Below are 15,506 nucleotides of genomic sequence, written 5' to 3'. Positions count from 1 at the left end.
CTCCTTCAGCCGCGCAGGGCGGCGATCGAGTCCGCGAGGGCCTGGCCGACGTCCGGCACGGAGTGGTGGATCCCGTCCCGGACGATCCGGCGGCCACCCACGATCGTGTGCCGGACGTCCGCGGCCGACGCTGCGAATACCGCCGTCTCGGCTGCCAGACGCGGTACCGGTCCCGCTGTCCTGACCGAGTCCAGCGCGATCGTCGTGAAGTCGGCGAGCGCACCGGCCTCCAGGGTTCCCGCGTCGGCCCAGCCGAGGGCCGCGTGTCCGTCGGCCGTCGCCGCGCGGAGCAGGGCGGCCGCCGTCCAGTGGCCGCGGGTGCGGGTGCGCAGGCGCTCGTCGAGTTCCATGGCCCGCGCCTCTTCGAGCAGGTCGACGACGGCGTGGCTGTCGCTGCCGAGGGAGAGCGGGGAGCCGGCGCGCTGGAGGGCGACCGCCGGGCCGATGCCGTCCGCGAGGTCCCGCTCGGTCGTCGGGCACATGCAGGTGCCGGTGGACGTCGAGCCGATCAGCGCGATGTCGGCGTCGGTCATGTGGGTGTTGTGGACGCCCGTCGTCCGTGCGCCGAGCACACCGTGGTCGGCGAGGAGCCGGGTGGGCGTGCGGCCGTGGGCGGCGAGGCAGGCGTCGTTCTCGGCGGTCTGCTCCGAGAGGTGGACGTGGAGGGGGGCCTCACGGTCCTGGGCCCACCGGGCCACCGTGGTGAGCTGGTCCGCGGGGACGGCCCGTACGGAGTGGATCGCCGCTCCCAGGCGTACGCCGTCGCGTTCCTTGAGCGCGGACACCCGCTCGGCCCATCGGTCGGCGGTGCCGTCGGTGAAGCGGAGCTGGTGGTGCTCGGGGGCGGCGCCGAAGCCGGCGGAGAGATAGGCGGTGTCGAGGAGGGTGATGCGGATGCCGGCCTCGCCCGCGGCGGCGATCAGGGCCTCGCCCATGGCGTTGGGGTCGGCGTAGGGGGTGCCGCCGGGCGCGTGGTGGAGGTAGTGGAACTCGCCGACGGCCGTGATGCCGGCGAGTGCCATCTCCGCGTACACGGCGCGGGCGAGGGCGAAGTAGCTGTCGGGGGTGAGGCGCTGGGCGACGGTGTACATCGTCTCGCGCCAGGTCCAGAAGGTGCCGGAGCCGACCTGGACGGTGCCGCGCAGGGCGCGGTGGAAGGCGTGCGAGTGGGCGTTGGCCAGGCCGGGGATCGTCAGGCCGCGCAGGACGGCGGCGCCGGGCGGCGGGGTGTCGACCCCGGTGCGGACGGCGGCGATGCGGCCGTCCGAGGAGACCTCGAGGGCCACGCCCGGCTCGACGTGGGTGTCGAGCCAGGCGTGCTCCAGCCAGTACGTCGTCAGCGGCACGCCAGCTCCTCCAGTACGTCGGCGAGTGCGAGGACCCCGGCCACGCAGTCGTCCTCGGCCGCGAACTCGGCCGGGGAGTGCGAGACGCCGGTGGGGTTCCGTACGAACAGCATGGCGGTCGGGATCGATTCGGACAAAATACCCGCGTCGTGTCCCGCGCCCGTGCCGAGGACCGGCACCTTGCCCGACTCTCCGAGGATGCGGGAGAGCTCGTCGCGCAGGGTGTGCGAGAAGTCCACGACCGGGGTGAAGGACTCCTGGACGACGTTGAGGTCGATGCCGTGGCGCCGGGCGTAGTCGCGGGCCGCCGTCTCGACTCCGGCGACGACCGTGTCCAGGGAGTCCTGGTCCGCGGCGCGCGCGTCGAGCCAGCCGCGCACCAGGGACGGGATGGCGTTGACGCCGTTCGGCTCGACCGCGATCTTGCCGAAGGTGGCGACGGCCCCGGCGAGCTCGGCCTCGCGGCGGGCGGCGAGGACCGTCTCCGCGTAGGTGAGCATCGGGTCGCGGCGGTCGACGAGCCGGGTGGTGCCGGCGTGGTTGGCCTCACCCGCGAAGTCGTACCGCCAGCGGCCGTGCGGCCAGATGGAGGAGGCGATGCCGACGGCGTCGCCGGAGAGGTCGAGGGCGCGGCCCTGTTCGACGTGGAGTTCGACGAACGCTCCGACGCGGGCGAGCCGCTCGGGGTCCGGTCCGATGGTCGAGGGGTCGTGTCCGGCCGCCTCCATGGCCTGCGGAAGGCTGGTGCCGGAGGCGTCGCGGAGCTCGTACGCCTGCTCCTTCGTCAGCCGGCCCGCGGTGAGGCGGGAGCCGACGCAGGCGAGGCCGAAGCGGGCGCCCTCCTCGTCTCCGAAGTTGGTGATGGCGAGGGGGCGCTTGAACGAGACACCGCGCGAGCGGAGTTCGTCGAGGGCGGCGAAGGCGGAGACGACGCCGAGGGGGCCGTCGAAGGCGCCGCCGTCGGGGACGGAGTCCAGGTGCGAGCCGGTGACGACGGCGTCGCCGGCCGTCGGGTCGCCGAGCCAGGCCCACTGGTTGCCGTTGCGGTCGGTCTCGACGTCCAGGCGGCGGGCCTCGGCCTGCATGCGGAACCAGAGCCGGCAGTCGGCGTCGGCCTCGGTCCAGGCGTAGCGCCGGTAGCCGCCGGAGGCGGCGCTGCGGCCGATGGGCCGCAGCGACCGCCACATGGCGTGGAAGCTGTCGCTCACGCGGTGTCACCCTCGGCGTCCTGGTCGCCCTCGCGCATCGGGACGCGCACGCCCTTCTCGTCGGCGACGCGCTCCGCGATGTCGTAGCCCGCGTCGACGTGGCGGATGACGCCCATGCCGGGGTCGTTGGTCAGGACGCGGCGGATCTTCTCGCCCGCGAGCTTGGTGCCGTCGGCGACCGAGACCTGGCCGGCGTGGATGGAGCGGCCCATGCCGACGCCGCCGCCGTGGTGGATGGAGACCCAGGACGCGCCGGAGGCGACGTTGACCATGGCGTTGAGCAGCGGCCAGTCGGCGATGGCGTCCGAGCCGTCGAGCATGGCCTCGGTCTCGCGGTACGGGGAGGCCACCGAGCCGCAGTCGAGGTGGTCGCGGCCGATGGCGAGGGGGGCGGCGAGGGTGCCGTTGCCGACCATGTCGTTGAACATGTCGCCGGCCTTGTCGCGCTCGCCCTGGCCGAGCCAGCAGATGCGGGCGGGCAGGCCCTGGAAGTGGACGCGCTCGCCGGCCATCTTGATCCAGCGGTGGAGGGACTCGTTCTCCGGGAAGAGCTCCAGGATCGCCTTGTCCGTCTTGTGGATGTCCGAGGCCTCGCCGGAGAGGGCGGCCCAGCGGAACGGTCCCTTGCCCTCGCAGAACAGCGGGCGGATGTACGCCGGGACGAAGCCGGGGAAGGCGAACGCGCGGTCGTAGCCGGCGAGCTGGGCCTCGCCGCGGATCGAGTTGCCGTAGTCGAAGACCTCGGCGCCGGCGTCCATGAAGCCGACCATGGCCTCGACGTGCTTGGCCATGGACTCGCGGGCGCGGGCGGTGAAGCCGGCCGGGTCCTTGGCGGCGGCGTCGGCCATGTCCTCGAAGGCCACGCCGATCGGCAGGTAGGCCAGCGGGTCGTGGGCCGAGGTCTGGTCGGTCACGATGTCGATGGGGGCGCCCTCGGCGAGCATCCGCGGGAGCAGTTCGGCGGCGTTGCCGAGGAGGCCGATGGAGAGCGGGCGGCGGGCGTCGCGCGCCTCGGTGGCCAGCGCGAGCGCGTGGGCGAGGTTGTCGGCCCTGACGTCGAGGTAGCGGTGCTCGATGCGGCGCTCGATGGCGCGCGGGTCGACGTCGATACAGATGGCGACGCCGTCGTTCATCGTCACGGCGAGCGGCTGGGCGCCGCCCATGCCGCCGAGGCCGGCGGTGAGGGTGATGGTGCCGGCCAGGGTGCCGTCGAACTTCTTCGCGGCGACGGCGGCGAAGGTCTCGTAGGTGCCCTGGAGGATGCCCTGGGTGCCGATGTAGATCCAGGAGCCGGCGGTCATCTGGCCGTACATGGTGAGGCCGAGGTGCTCCAGGCGCCGGAACTCCTCCCAGTTGGCCCAGTCGCCGACCAGGTTGGAGTTGGCGAGGAGGACGCGGGGGGCCCACTCGTGGGTCTGCATGACGCCGACGGGGCGGCCGGACTGGACGAGCATCGTCTCGTCCTGCTTGAGGGTGCGCAGGGTGCGGACCATGGCGTCGAAGGAGCGCCAGTCGCGGGCGGCCTTGCCGGTGCCGCCGTAGACGACGAGCTTGTCGGGGTGCTCGGCGACCTCGGGGTCGAGGTTGTTCTGGAGCATCCGGAGGGCGGCCTCCTGCTGCCATCCCAGGGCGCTCAGTTCCGTACCGCGGGCTGCTCGTACGGGGCGGGGTCCTGACATGGCGGTGCCTCCTCGAATGTCGTTCAGATATTCACATCCTTGCGCTATGAATAGTTGTAGTCAACAGCTGCGGGGCCACCCGTCCCGGTGATGGGATGGACCGCATGGCCGCCTCCCGTCGCGATCTCGCCGTCCGAGCCTCCGTCGATCAAGGACTCCTCTCCCCCGCCGAACCGGTCGTCGCCCTGCTCGACACCGCCGGTATCCGCGCCTCCGCAGCCGCCCTGACCAGCGCCTTCGCCGCCGTCACCGACGCCCCGGTGCTGCACGCCTTCGCCGTCAAGGCCACCCCGCTCGTCCCCGTCCTGCGCCTCCTCCACGAGGCCGGGCTCGGCGTCGAGGTCGCCAGTCCCGGCGAGCTGGCCCTCGCGCGCGCCGCCGGGATCCCGCCCACCGCCACCGTGCTCGACTCCCCCGCCAAGACCCCGGCGGAGCTCCGGCAGGCCCTCGCGCTCGGCATCGCCGTCAACGCCGACAACCTCCAGGAGCTGGCCAGGCTCGACGCGCTCGTCGCCTCCGCGCCCACCGCCTCACCCCTCGGCCTCCGGGTGAACCCGCAGGTCGGAGCCGGTTCCATCGGCGCCCTCTCGACCGCGACGGCCACCTCCAAGTTCGGGGTGGCACTCCGCGACGAGGGCGCCCGCAAGACCGTCGTCCAGGCCTTCCTGGAGCGCCCCTGGCTGACCCGGCTGCACACCCACACCGGCTCCCAGGGCGTCCCGCTCGCCCTGATGGCCGAAGGGGTCGGGGAGGCGTACGCGCTCGCCGAGGAGATCAACCGCGCGGCCGGCCGGCAGCAGATCGACACCCTCGACATCGGCGGCGGCCTGCCGGTGAACTTCACCTCCGACGAGGAGACGCCGACGTACGCCGAGTACGCCCGGCTGCTCGCCGACACCGCCCCCGGGCTCTTCGACGGCCGCTACCGCCTGGTGACCGAGTTCGGCCGCTCCCTGCTCGCCAAGCACGGCACGGTCCTCGCCCGGGTGGAGTACACCAAGACCTCGGGCGGCCGCCCCATCGCCGTCACCCACGCGGGCGTGCAGCTGGCCACCCGTACGGTCTACGCCCCCGACTCCTGGCCGCTGCGCGTCCTCGCGTACGACTCCGAGGGCCGCCCCCGCACCGGGGAGACCGCCGTCCAGGACGTCGCGGGCCCCGCCTGCTTCGCGGGGGACCTGCTCGCCGCGGGCCGCGAGCTGCCGCTGCTCCGTCCGGGCGACGTGGTGGCCGTCCCGGACACCGGCGCGTACTACTTCGCCCACCACTACGCGTACAACAGCCTGCCCCGGCCGGGCGTCCACGGCTTCACGGTGGGCGAGGACGGGGAGGTCGCGTTCACGACCGTGCGGACGCCCCAGACGGTCGCCGAGATCGTCGCGGAGTCGGGCGGCGACCACGCCGACGCGCTCGTCCGGCAGGCGTGACGCGGATGCGTCCGGCCGGCCCGCCGGACAGCGCGGAGAGGGGCTCCCGGACGCCCCTCCGGGTAGCGCGGGCCGGGCCGCCCGGCTTCCATGAAGCCATGACTGGAACCGGTACGGACACCACATCCGTCGTCGTCGAGCGCCGGGTCGACGCCTCCCCCGGGCGGGTCTGGGAGTCGATCACCGACCTGCGGGACATGCCCCGCGTCCTCTCGGGCGTCGAGAGGGTCGAGGTGCTCACGGAGGGCGGCTTCGGCGTGGGCACCCGCTGGCGCGAGACCCGGCGGATGCTCGGCAAGGAGGCCACCGAGGTGATGACCGTGACGGAGTGCGAGCCGCCCGACCGGTACGTCACGGTCGCCGACTCCCACGGCATGCACTACGCCTCCGAGATCACCCTCACGCCCGACGGAACGGGGGCCACCGTCCTGCGGATGAGCTTCTCCGCCCGGCCCGTCCGCGGCCGCAGGCCGGGGTTCCTCGCCAAGCTGATGGCCCGTTTCGGCGCGAAGGCGGTCGCCAAGGCGCTCACGAAGGACCTGACCGAGATCGCGAACGCGGTGGAGTCCAGGACCTGACACACAAACGGAGTCAATGATCCCAGTGAACTGGCATGTTCCGATGGAAAATGCCAGAACCCCCTCCCGGGAGCGCTGCGTTCAGTAACGTCACCGTCACTGCCGCACGTTCGCACGCCGCATCGGGAGGGGAATCCGCGTGCCCGGAATCGACGAGTGCCTCATGGAGGCCATGGCCCTGCCGGGCGCTCGCGGAGCCTCCCTGGTCGACTGGACCAGTGGGCTCGCCCTCGGTACGGCGGGTGATTCACCGGTCGGCGACCACGAGACGACGGCCGCCGAGACCGCCGAACTGGCCCGCTCAGCAGCGGAGTTCGACTCCTTCACCAGCGCCGGTGACCCGGACGCGGGGGGCGCGGGGGCCGAGGACGGACCACCCGTCGAGGACCTCATCGTCACCACCCGCGCCGGCTACCACGTCCTCCGCTTCGTCGAGACCTCCTTCGACAGCAGCGTCTTCCTCCATCTCTGGCTCGACCGCGACTCCGGCAACCTCGCCCTCGCCAGGCTCAGACTCCGCGACCTCGCAGAGAGACTGGTGCTGGGATGAGCGCCGTCGCCACCCCCGTCTCCCCGATGCTGGTCCGGCTCGCCGCCGAGAAGGCCACCGGCGCCCTGCTCCGCGACCACGGCACGCTCTACCTCGTCGACGGCCGGGTCGTGCACGCCGAGAGCCCCGCGGCCCCCGGCCTCGACGTCCTCCTCACCACCGGCGGACGCCTGCCCCGCGAGGGCTGGGACGAGGCCGTCGACCGGGCCGGCGCCCACCGCGCCGTCGGCCGCTTCCTCGTCGACAGCGGCCGGCTCCACGACGGCGAGCTGGAGATCTGCCACCTCGGGGCCGTCTTCGACGCCGCCTTCTTCGCCCTCTCCCCCACCAGCGGGCCGACCCGCTTCCGCTACGGGGTGGGGCACTGGTTCGGAACGGTGCGGCCGGTCTCCGCCGAGGCGGTCGAGCGCGAGACGGTCCGTCGCCGCGAACTCCTCGACGCCGTCTGGCCGTACGACTCCGTGGACACCGCCCCGGTCGTGCCGCGCCCCGCCGCCCCCGGCCAGACCATGGGGGCGCGCCAGCGCGCCCTGCTCGCCGCCGCGGACGGGGTGCTGACCCCGGCGGACCTCGCCCGGCTGCTCGGCCGCCCCGCCTTCCACACCCTTCTCGACGTCCGGCGGCTCGCCGCCGCCGGACTCGTCGAGACCCCGCTCGACCCCGAACCCGTGCCGCCACCGCCGCCCCCCGCCCTGTTACCGGTCCTGCCGGTGGCCGATCCCGACATCGCCCTGCTGCGCCGGCTCCGTGACGCCCTGGAGGCACACCTGTGATGAGGCGTGCCCTGCGCCTGCGCGCCGAAAGGAAACAGCTCATGACGGCAGAAGCCGAGGTCCTCGGCGAGCTCAGACGGCTGCGGGCCCGACTGCCCCAGCTGACCGGGGCGCTCGCGGCCAGTGCCGACGGCCTCGTCCTGGCCCACGACACCGTGGACGGAGAGGCCGAGAGCGTGGCCGCGCTGACCGCGGCGGCGCTCGGCGTCGGCCAGAGGCTGGCCGTCTCCACCGGCCAGGGCCGGTTCCGGGAGCTGCTCGTACGCGGCGAGAGCGGCTACGTGGCCACGTACGCGGCGGGCGGCGCGGCCGTCCTGACCCTGCTCGCGGAACCCCGGATCAACGTCGGGCGGCTCCATCTGGAGGCCCGCAGATCCAGTGCCCGGATAGGCGAGCTCGTCGACGGCGCACTGGAACGCAGAGACCTGAACTGACACCACGCACCACGCACCACGCAGAAGACACGTACACGAAAAGGAAGTGCGACACCCATGGCGAACACCGAGACCGCCCTCAAGGAAGCCACCACGATCGACGGCGCCATCGGCGCGGCGCTCGTCGACTACACGAGCGGCATGGCCCTCGGCACGATCGGGGGTGGCAAGGAGCTCGACCTCAACATGGCAGCGGCCGGCAACACCGACGTCGTCCGGGCCAAGGTCCGGGCGATGGAGATGCTGGGGCTCAACGACGAGATCGAGGACATCCTCATCACCCTCGGCAAGCACTACCACCTGATCCGGCTGCTCAAGAGCCGCGGCGCCAACGGCCTCTTCCTCTACCTGGCCCTGGACAAGGAGCGGGCGAACCTGGCGATGGCCCGCCACCAGCTGAAGAAGATCGAGGCCGAGCTGGACGTCTGACCCCGCGGGCGTGCGCGCGGGCCCCTCGACGGACGGGTCACCCGCCTACTCGACGAACAGGCCCCGCGCCGCCGCCTTCGTGTCGAACTCCTCCAGGCGCGCCTGCGCGTCCGGGAGTTCGTCCGCCATGGCCTCCAGGAGGACCCGGCCGAGCATCATCGGCGCACAGGCGGTGTCGAAGGCGAGCCCGGTGCCGACGGCGGCCGGGATGAGCAGATCACTGTGCGCGGCAACGGGCGCGAAGGCCGACTCGGCGACGGTCACGACCGTGAGACCGGCCGCCCGCGCGTACTCCAGGGCCTCGACGACCTCCCGCGGGTGCCGGGGCAGCGCGAAGCACAGCAGGGCGGTCGCCCCCGCCCGGACGGCCGCGTCGACGCGGTCCGTGAGCATCGAGCCGGCCTCGTCGAGGAGCCGGACGTCGGGGTGCACCTTGGCGGCGAAGTAGGCGAAGCCGCGGGCCTGCGAAGAGGCGGCCCGCAGCCCGAGGACGGGCAGCGGGCGGGAGCCGGCGAGCAGCCGGCCGGCCCGCTCGACGGGCGTGGGGTCGGCGAGCAGCCCGGCCAGGTGCCGGAGGTTCTCGATCTCGGCGAGCACGGCCTGCTGGTACTCGTTGAGCGTCTCGCCCCCGCCCCCGCCCGCGTCGGGCTCGGGGGGCGCGACCTCGCGCAGATGGCGGCGGAGCGCCGGGTAGCCGTCGAAGCCGAGGGCGACGGCGAAGCGGGTGACGGAGGGCTGGCTGACCCCGGCGAGCTCGGCGAGCTCGACGCTGGAGAGGAACGGCACGTCACCGGCGCGCCGCACCATGCAGTGGGCGATCCGGCGCTGTGTCGGCGTCAGCCGGTGCCCCTCGAAGAGCGCCTGCAGTCGGCCGGCCGTGCTGTCGGTCATGCCGCCCGACCCCTCTCGTCTATTCACCCGTGATGGACTCTGCATAAGGATATGCAGCAGGGTGTTCGGGAGAGAAGGGGAGCGTCGACGGGAGAAACCCGCGAGAGGCGGGCCGCCGAGGGGGCCCGCCCGCGGGGAGAGTGTGCGCGGGGACCGCCGCACCCCCGAACCGGGGGGCGGGACGACGGCGGTCCCCGCGAGGGACACGGGCCCGGGTCAGGGCCGGTCTCCGCGTCCGTGGCGTCGTCAGGGGTCCGGGAGCCGCTCCGGAAGTCCGTGACGCCGACAACCACCAATGTGCCGGACGCGTGTTAAGCGGGTGCTGCGGGTACGTGTCGCGCTCGTACCGATTGTGCGAACGAGTCCGCGAGCGCCCCCGCGAGCACCCTCCGGGTCCTACTTCGCGCCGCCGTTGGCCAGGAAGGCCAGCAGGTCCTGGCGGCTCACGACGCCGGTCGGCTTGCCCTCGACCAGGACGATCGCCGCGTCGGCGGCCTCGCCGAGGACGGACATCAGGTCGGCGACGGGCTCGCCGGAGCCGACCTGCGGCAGCGGCGCGCTCATGTGGCGCTCCAGCGGGTCCTCCAGGGAGGCGCGCTGCTTGAAGAGCGCGTCGAGGAGCTCGCGCTCGACGACCGAGCCGACGACCTCGGCGGCCATCACGTCGGGGTGGCCGGCGCCGGGCTTCACGATGGGCATCTGGGAGACGCCGTACTCGCGGAGCACCTCGATGGCCTGGCCGACGGTCTCGTCCGGGTGCATGTGGACGAGGGAAGGCATGGTGCCGCCCTCCTTGTGGCGCAGGACGTCGGCGACGGTGGCCGTGGAGGTGTCCTCCAGGAAGCCGTAGTCGGCCATCCACTCGTCGCTGAAGATCTTCGACATGTAGCCGCGGCCCGAGTCCGGCAGCAGCACGACGACGACGTCGTCGGGGCCGAGCTCCTTGGCGACCTCCAGGGCGGCCACGACGGCCATGCCGCAGGAGCCGCCGACGAGGAGACCCTCCTCCTTGGCCAGGCGGCGGGTCATCTGGAACGAGTCCTTGTCGGACACGGCGACGATCCGGTCCGTGACGTTCCGGTCGTACGCGGTCGGCCAGAAGTCCTCGCCGACGCCCTCGACCAGGTACGGCCGGCCGGAGCCGCCCGAGTAGACGGAGCCCTCGGGGTCGGCGCCGATGACCTTCACGGAGCCGCCACTGGCCTCCTTGAGGTAGTTGCCGGTGCCGGAGATGGTGCCGCCGGTGCCGACGCCCGCGACGAAGTGGGTGATCTTCCCCTCCGTCTGCTCCCAGAGCTCGGGACCGGTGGTCTCGTAGTGGGAACGCGGGTTGTTCGGGTTGGAGTACTGGTCGGGCTTCCAGGCGCCGGGCGTCTCACGGACGAGGCGGTCCGAGACGTTGTAGTACGAGTCCGGGTGCTCCGGGTCGACCGCGGTCGGGCAGACGACGACCTCGGCGCCGTACGCCCGCAGCACGTTGATCTTGTCGAGGGACACCTTGTCCGGGCAGACGAAGATGCACTTGTAGCCCTTCGTCTGGGCCACGATCGCCAGGCCGACGCCGGTGTTGCCGGACGTGGGCTCGACGATGGTGCCGCCCGGCTTGAGCTCACCGCTCTGCTCGGCCGCCTCGATCATCCGCAGGGCGATCCGGTCCTTGACCGACCCTCCGGGGTTGAAGTACTCGACCTTGGCCAGGACGGTCGCCTGAATACCCGCTGTGACGTTGTTGAGCTTCACCAGCGGGGTGTTGCCGACGAGGCTGATCATCGAGTCGTGGAATTGCACCGTAATCTCCGGGGTCTCCGTAATGGTGTGGCCAGCGTATGCGTAGTCGGAGCGGGTTACGGGGCAGTTAGACCCTGAACGGCTTGAAGGGCCTCTACGGCTCGAAGGAGGTGACGGCCTCATGTCGAGGGCGAGGGTGGCGCGCCGGATCGCGGCGGGCGCGGCCTACGGCGGCGGGAGCATCGGGCTGCTCGGGGTGGCCGCGGTGGGCGTCCTGCTGGCCGAGATGCAGATCGCGAAGCGGACGGTCGGTGGCTGGGCGGCCCCGCTGCCACCGGGCGCGGACGGTCTCTACGGGCGCGCGTTCGGCCCCGACGAGCCGCTGCGGCTGGCCCTTCTGGGTGATTCCACGGCGGCGGGCCAGGGGGTGCGCCGCTCGGGGCAGACGCCGGGCGCGCTGCTCGCCTCGGGGCTCGCGGCGGTCGCGGAGCGGCCGGTGGTCCTGCGGAACGTGGCACTCTCCGGAGCGCGCTCGGACGACCTGGAGCGCCAGGTGTCGCTGCTGCTCGCCCAGCCCCTCGGGCCGCCGGACGTCTGCGTGATCATGATCGGCGCGAACGACGTGACGCACCGGCTGCCGCCGACCGAGTCGGTACGGCTCCTGGCGTCGGCGGTACGGCGGCTGCGTACGGCCGGCGCGGAGGTGGTCGTCGGGACCTGTCCGGACCTGGGGACGATCGAGCCGGTCTACCAGCCGCTGCGCTGGCTGGCCCGGCGGGCCTCCCGGCAGCTCGCGGCGGCGCAGACGATCGTGGTGATCGAGCAGGGCGGGCGGACGGTCTCGCTCGGCGACCTCCTGGGCCCCGAGTTCGCGGCGAACCCGCGCGAGATGTTCGGGGTGGACAACTTCCACCCGTCGGCGGAGGGGTACGCGACGGCGGCGATGGCCGTCCTGCCGACGCTCTGCGCGGTGCTCGGCGTGTGGCCGGAGACCGACCGGCTCGAACCGGCGCGGCGGGAGAACATGCTGCCGGTCGCGAAGGCCGCGGCCGAGGCGGCGAAGGAGGCGGGCACCGAGGTGACGGGCGCCCGGGCGCCGTGGGCCCTGCTCAAGCACCGCCGCAGGAGGCGGCTGCCGGTGTCCGCGGAAGAGGCCGCGGAAGGGTCCGCCGAGGGCTCGGCGGACGGGTCCGCACAGGCCCGGGGGGAGGGCGCCGCGGAGACCTCCACCTCCACCAACTGAGCGCTCGCTTAGAAAAGAGGTCCGCATCACATGCCCAGGCCGGTGACCCCGTGCGGTACGTACGGGTAACTTCCCTTTCTGTCCGCCCACTCCGCACCCTCATGGAGCCGTGATGCCCGAAGCCGTGATCGTCTCGACCGCCCGCTCGCCCATCGGCCGGGCCTTCAAGGGCTCCCTCAAGGACCTGCGGGCGGACGACCTCACCGCGACCATCGTCCAGGCCGCCCTGGCGAAGGTGCCGGAGCTGGACCCGCGCGACATCGACGACCTGATGCTGGGCTGTGGCCTGCCCGGCGGCGAGCAGGGCAACAACCTGGGCCGGATCGTGTCCGTGCGGATGGGCATGGACCACCTGCCGGGCTGCACGATCACCCGCTACTGCTCCTCCTCGCTGCAGACCTCCCGGATGGCGCTGCACGCGATCAAGGCGGGCGAGGGCGACGTCTTCATCTCGGCCGGTGTCGAGATGGTGTCCAGCTTCGTCCGCGGCAACTCGGACTCGCTGCCCGACACCCACAACCCGTTCTTCGCCGAGGCCGAGGCCCGTACCGCCGAGGTCGCCGCCTCCGAGGGCTCCACGTGGCACGACCCGCGCGAGGACGGCATCGTCCCCGACGCGTACATCGCCATGGGCCAGACCGCCGAGAACCTGGCCCGCCTGAAGGGCATCAGCCGCCAGGAGATGGACGAGTTCGGCGTACGGTCGCAGAACCTCGCCGAGCAGGCCATCAAGAACGGCTTCTGGGAGCGCGAGATCACCCCGGTGACGCTGCCGGACGGCACCGTCGTCTCCACGGACGACGGCCCGCGCGCCGGCGTCACCCTGGAGGGCGTGCAGGGCCTCAAGCCGGTCTTCCGCCCCGACGGCCTGGTCACCGCCGCCAACTGCTGCCCGCTGAACGACGGCGCCGCCGCGCTCGTCATCATGTCGGACACGAAGGCCCGCGAGCTCGGCCTGACCCCGCTCGCCCGCATCGTCTCCACCGGCGTCTCCGGCCTCTCCCCCGAGATCATGGGTCTCGGCCCGGTCGAGGCGTCGAAGCAGGCCCTGAAGCGCGCCGGCCTGACCATCGGCGACATCGACCTGGCGGAGCTCAACGAGGCCTTCGCCGCCCAGGTGATCCCGTCCTACCAGGAGCTCGGCCTGGACCTGGACAAGGTGAACGTCAACGGTGGCGCCATCGCCGTCGGCCACCCCTTCGGCATGACCGGCGCCCGGATCACCGGCACGCTGATCAACAGCCTCCAGTTCCACGACAAGCAGTTCGGCCTGGAGACCATGTGCGTCGGCGGCGGCCAGGGCATGGCCATGGTCATCGAGCGGCTGAGCTGACCTACCGGGGCTAACCCCACCGCGTCCGAGCCGTGACCGAATCTCCCCCAGGATGTGACCTACGTCCCGGGGGAGTTCGTTTTCGCAGGTCAGAGTGGTTTCGGGACTAAACGCCTGGCAGAAATACCTGTCCAATTCGTGACGTAATGCACTGACAGCGGGCCCCACCTCAGGACAAGCTGATGTAGGAAGTCGGGGGATCGACTCGGAATCGGGAGTACGTCAGTGAGCGCCATGCCTCTTGCCCTGCTGCTGACCACGGCCGCTGCCACGGCCGTGGGCGCTGCCGCCCTGCACGCAGTCCACGGTCTCCGCAAGCAGGTCTCCGCCCTGCGGAGCGAGCTGGCGGCCGGACACGGCGTGACGGTCCCCGCCGCCCGCGCCACGCCCGCCGCCGAGATACGGGCCGCGGTCGCGGACGCGCTGGCCGAGGAGCGCGAGCGCGAGCTCGCCGAGGCGCGCGCCTTCTGGGCCGCGCAGGAGGCCCGGGACGCGGCCGACGCCCCGTCCCTGCTCGGCGGTCTCGGCGGCCCGGTCGACGACGGCACCTTCTTCGTCCCGCGCCAGGCCGACTTCGTGGGCCTGGAGGCGATGGCCCTGGAGGCCATGGAGGCGGAGGCGGCGGCGCTCGACGGTTCCGACCCGCTGGACGCCTTCGACGCGCTCGAGGAGTACCCGGAGGACTCGGCCGAGCTGGCCGCGGCCCGCCGCCGGCACCCCTCGCACCCGGACTTCGTGCCGGTGCAGACCCCCGTCGTCACCGACCACGAGCGGACGGTGGCCCGTCTGGAGGAGCTGGCGGACACCCGCACGGCGCTGACGGACGTGCGCCCGGGCCCGCTCGGCACGCTCGACGTGTACGTCTTCGCGGACGGCACGACCCTCTGTATGACCCCGGGGCACCGCGAGACCGCGGAGCGCCTCGCCGAGGCCCTGCGCGCGGGCCGTACGCCGGTGCTGCTCGGCGGCTCGGGCGTCTCGGGCGCCTTCGCCCTCACCTTCTCGTACGGCGAGTCGGACGAGGAGAACGTCTACATCCTCGCGGACCGCGTCATCGCGTCCCTGTAAGCCCACGCCGGCGCTCCCGGGGCCGTGCCCCGGGCACCGACGGGGCCGCTCCGGCGCCCCTCGCGGGCCGGAGCCTAGAGCCCCGAGCGCTCCGTCGCCCTCCGTACCAGTTCCACGGCCTCCGCCAGCTCCCCCTCACGGGAGTCGGCCGGGGCCGTTCGCAGGATCTCGGCCAGATCGTTCCCGGCGACGACCAGCTGGTCGGCCACGGTGAAGACTCCCGCGTCCGGCATGGTCCTCGGCTCCCTGCCCGGCTCCTCGGCGCGCTGCGCGCGCACCGCGAGCTCGCGGGCGAGGGCGAGCCCCTCGGCCGCCGCACCGCGCTGGAGGCGGCTCTGCGGGGCGGCCCGCAGCCGGTCGGCGAGGCGTTCGACGGCGGCGGTCAGTTCACTCGTATCGCGCACCCCGTGACCCTACGCGCCGTCCCCGGCCCCTTGCCAACGGGCGAAGGCTTCGGCACGGTGACGTGAAGGAGTACGAGGAGCACACGGTACGACGCGTCCGGAGGCGCCGATGTCCCAGATTTTCTCCGAAGAGACCCATCGCAACATGCTGGCCCGGATCCCGCGCCGCACCGGTCGTGAGATCGCCGACTGGATGCGCACCGTCGAGGAGGGGCCCTCCCTCCTCCGCTTCGAGGAGCGGGTCAGCTGGCTCCGCGGGGCGCACGACCTGGCGTACGGCCACGCGAAGGCGATCCTGCACGAGTACGACCTGCGGCGGGCGGCCCGGAGACTCCTCTGAGCCCGGACCGCGGACGGGTCGCGCGGCCCCGGAAGGTCCCGGAACGCGGAAGGGCCCGCCCGGCGTGATGCCGGA

16 protein-coding genes are annotated in these 15,506 nt (G+C 72.9%); 10 read left to right on the top strand and 6 right to left on the bottom strand.

Annotated features, from left to right (window positions below; genetic code table 11):
• Nucleotides 1–5: 5 nt before the first annotated feature.
• Genes IE311_RS30880 through hutU form a run of 3 tightly spaced genes read right to left on the bottom strand, consistent with a single transcriptional unit; the run spans nt 6 to nt 4,233 of the window.
• Nucleotides 6–1,346 (bottom strand): formimidoylglutamate deiminase, encoded by a 1,341-nt coding sequence (locus IE311_RS30880; protein ID WP_189835148.1) that lies wholly within the window; start codon nt 1,344–1,346, stop codon nt 6–8.
• Nucleotides 1,337–2,533 (bottom strand): allantoate amidohydrolase, encoded by a 1,197-nt coding sequence (locus tag IE311_RS30875; protein WP_189835174.1) that lies wholly within the window; start codon nt 2,531–2,533, stop codon nt 1,337–1,339. The genes IE311_RS30880 and IE311_RS30875 overlap by 10 nt, the downstream gene beginning before the upstream one ends.
• 17 nt (nt 2,534–2,550) lie before the next feature.
• Nucleotides 2,551–4,233, bottom strand: a complete 1,683-nt coding sequence (gene hutU, locus IE311_RS30870) for a urocanate hydratase (protein ID WP_189835147.1) — start codon at nt 4,231–4,233, stop codon at nt 2,551–2,553.
• Nucleotides 4,234–4,328: 95 nt separating this feature from the next.
• Between hutU and IE311_RS30865 the strand changes: the two genes are divergently transcribed.
• From IE311_RS30865 to IE311_RS30840, 6 genes are all read left to right on the top strand, one after another.
• Entirely contained in the window at nt 4,329–5,660 is a 1,332-nt protein-coding gene (locus IE311_RS30865; protein WP_189835146.1) for a type III PLP-dependent enzyme domain-containing protein, read from the top strand.
• A 98-nt stretch (nt 5,661–5,758) separates the two neighbouring features.
• Nucleotides 5,759–6,238, top strand: a complete 480-nt coding sequence (locus IE311_RS30860) for an SRPBCC family protein (RefSeq protein ID WP_189835145.1) — start codon at nt 5,759–5,761, stop codon at nt 6,236–6,238.
• A 139-nt stretch (nt 6,239–6,377) separates the two neighbouring features.
• A complete protein-coding gene (locus IE311_RS30855; protein WP_189835144.1) occupies nt 6,378–6,788 on the top strand; it encodes a roadblock/LC7 domain-containing protein in 411 nt (136 codons plus the stop codon).
• The gene (locus IE311_RS30850; protein WP_189835143.1) at nt 6,785–7,561 is read left to right on the top strand and encodes a transcriptional regulator; all 777 of its coding nucleotides are present in this window, start codon (nt 6,785–6,787) and stop codon (nt 7,559–7,561) included. The genes IE311_RS30855 and IE311_RS30850 overlap by 4 nt, the downstream gene beginning before the upstream one ends.
• A gap of 41 nt (nt 7,562–7,602) precedes the next feature.
• Nucleotides 7,603–7,995 carry a roadblock/LC7 domain-containing protein gene (locus IE311_RS30845; RefSeq protein WP_229902265.1) on the top strand — a complete coding sequence of 131 codons (393 nt, stop codon included), beginning with the start codon at nt 7,603–7,605 and terminating at the stop codon, nt 7,993–7,995.
• Nucleotides 7,996–8,052: 57 nt separating this feature from the next.
• Nucleotides 8,053–8,424 (top strand): hypothetical protein, encoded by a 372-nt coding sequence (locus IE311_RS30840; RefSeq protein ID WP_189835141.1) that lies wholly within the window; start codon nt 8,053–8,055, stop codon nt 8,422–8,424.
• Between the two features lie 45 nt (nt 8,425–8,469).
• Here the strand turns inward: IE311_RS30840 and IE311_RS30835 are convergent, their stop codons facing one another.
• Both IE311_RS30835 and IE311_RS30830 read right to left on the bottom strand, forming a co-directional pair.
• Nucleotides 8,470–9,315: a MurR/RpiR family transcriptional regulator gene (locus IE311_RS30835; RefSeq protein WP_189835140.1), complete on the bottom strand. Its 846-nt coding sequence runs from the start codon at nt 9,313–9,315 to the stop codon at nt 8,470–8,472.
• Between the two features lie 396 nt (nt 9,316–9,711).
• Nucleotides 9,712–11,103 carry a cystathionine beta-synthase gene (locus IE311_RS30830; protein ID WP_189835139.1) on the bottom strand — a complete coding sequence of 464 codons (1,392 nt, stop codon included), beginning with the start codon at nt 11,101–11,103 and terminating at the stop codon, nt 9,712–9,714.
• 121 nt (nt 11,104–11,224) lie between these two features.
• On the opposite strand from IE311_RS30830, the gene IE311_RS30825 reads away from it, so the two are divergent.
• The 3 genes from IE311_RS30825 to IE311_RS30815 all read left to right on the top strand — a co-directional run bounded on the left by IE311_RS30825 (nt 11,225) and on the right by IE311_RS30815 (nt 14,687).
• Nucleotides 11,225–12,286 carry an SGNH/GDSL hydrolase family protein gene (locus IE311_RS30825; protein ID WP_189835138.1) on the top strand — a complete coding sequence of 354 codons (1,062 nt, stop codon included), beginning with the start codon at nt 11,225–11,227 and terminating at the stop codon, nt 12,284–12,286.
• A 112-nt stretch (nt 12,287–12,398) separates the two neighbouring features.
• Nucleotides 12,399–13,619: an acetyl-CoA C-acetyltransferase gene (locus IE311_RS30820; protein WP_141299469.1), complete on the top strand. Its 1,221-nt coding sequence runs from the start codon at nt 12,399–12,401 to the stop codon at nt 13,617–13,619.
• A gap of 234 nt (nt 13,620–13,853) precedes the next feature.
• Nucleotides 13,854–14,687, top strand: coding sequence for a hypothetical protein (locus IE311_RS30815; protein WP_189835173.1), 834 nt, complete (start codon nt 13,854–13,856; stop codon nt 14,685–14,687).
• Between the two features lie 74 nt (nt 14,688–14,761).
• Here the strand turns inward: IE311_RS30815 and IE311_RS30810 are convergent, their stop codons facing one another.
• On the bottom strand, nt 14,762–15,091 hold the full coding sequence (locus IE311_RS30810; protein ID WP_189835137.1) for a hypothetical protein: 330 nt from the start codon (nt 15,089–15,091) through the stop codon (nt 14,762–14,764).
• Between the two features lie 109 nt (nt 15,092–15,200).
• On the opposite strand from IE311_RS30810, the gene IE311_RS30805 reads away from it, so the two are divergent.
• Entirely contained in the window at nt 15,201–15,431 is a 231-nt protein-coding gene (locus IE311_RS30805) for a DUF4287 domain-containing protein (RefSeq protein ID WP_189835136.1), read from the top strand.
• Nucleotides 15,432–15,506 lie beyond the last annotated feature (75 nt).

Origin of the sequence: Streptomyces zaomyceticus (assembly GCF_014656215.1) — a bacterium.
In the GTDB taxonomy this organism is placed as follows: Bacteria; Actinomycetota; Actinomycetes; order Streptomycetales; family Streptomycetaceae; genus Streptomyces; species Streptomyces zaomyceticus.
This window is presented reverse-complemented; position numbering and strand designations above follow the sequence as displayed.